Here is a 501-nt window from a genome sequence, read left to right as displayed (position 1 = left end):
GAAACTCAATCAGGCAGCTTAATTCTATTTATTAGGTGTCTTAAGTTTGGGAGGGTTACCCTTACAGCTGTAACGTCGTCAAAAGCATTCACTATATTTTCAACAGTAGTCTCTATAATCGGGTGTGTTGCATCATTCCAGATAATAAAACAACTATCTGTCAGTGTGAGATTTATTTGATTTTTAATTTCCTCTATACAGTTTAGAAGCACTTTTTTATCAACCTTGTTCCAGTCAATTCCTCCGCTACCACTAGTTCGTATTGGAAATGAGCTAACAAACTGATCCATTACTTTCCTAGACTCTTCATCAGCTAATATTCTAACTTCTTTAAGAGCATCTAAAGCTTCATCGAATAAAACACTCATACAAGTGACCTGTTAAATTCTTTAAGATAATTAAGAGTAATTCGATTGAATCTTGAAAAGCTCACTTCGTGTACATTACCAAGTACACCGCGACTACATAAATAACTCAAGATACTCATACCATTAGCCTACA

The 501-nt window shown here is 34.7% G+C and carries 1 protein-coding gene; it reads right to left on the bottom strand.

Annotation, left to right across the window (positions count from 1 at the left end; genetic code table 11):
* Positions 1-5: 5 nt before the first annotated feature.
* Positions 6-368: a CDI toxin immunity protein gene (locus ACT3QP_RS15040; RefSeq protein WP_444526062.1), complete on the bottom strand. Its 363-nt coding sequence runs from the start codon at positions 366-368 to the stop codon at positions 6-8.
* Positions 369-501: the final 133 nt, after the last annotated feature.

Origin of the sequence: Psychrobacter sp. AOP7-B1-24 (assembly GCF_052376215.1) — a bacterium.
Lineage (GTDB): Bacteria > Pseudomonadota > Gammaproteobacteria > Pseudomonadales > Moraxellaceae > Psychrobacter.
This window is presented reverse-complemented; position numbering and strand designations above follow the sequence as displayed.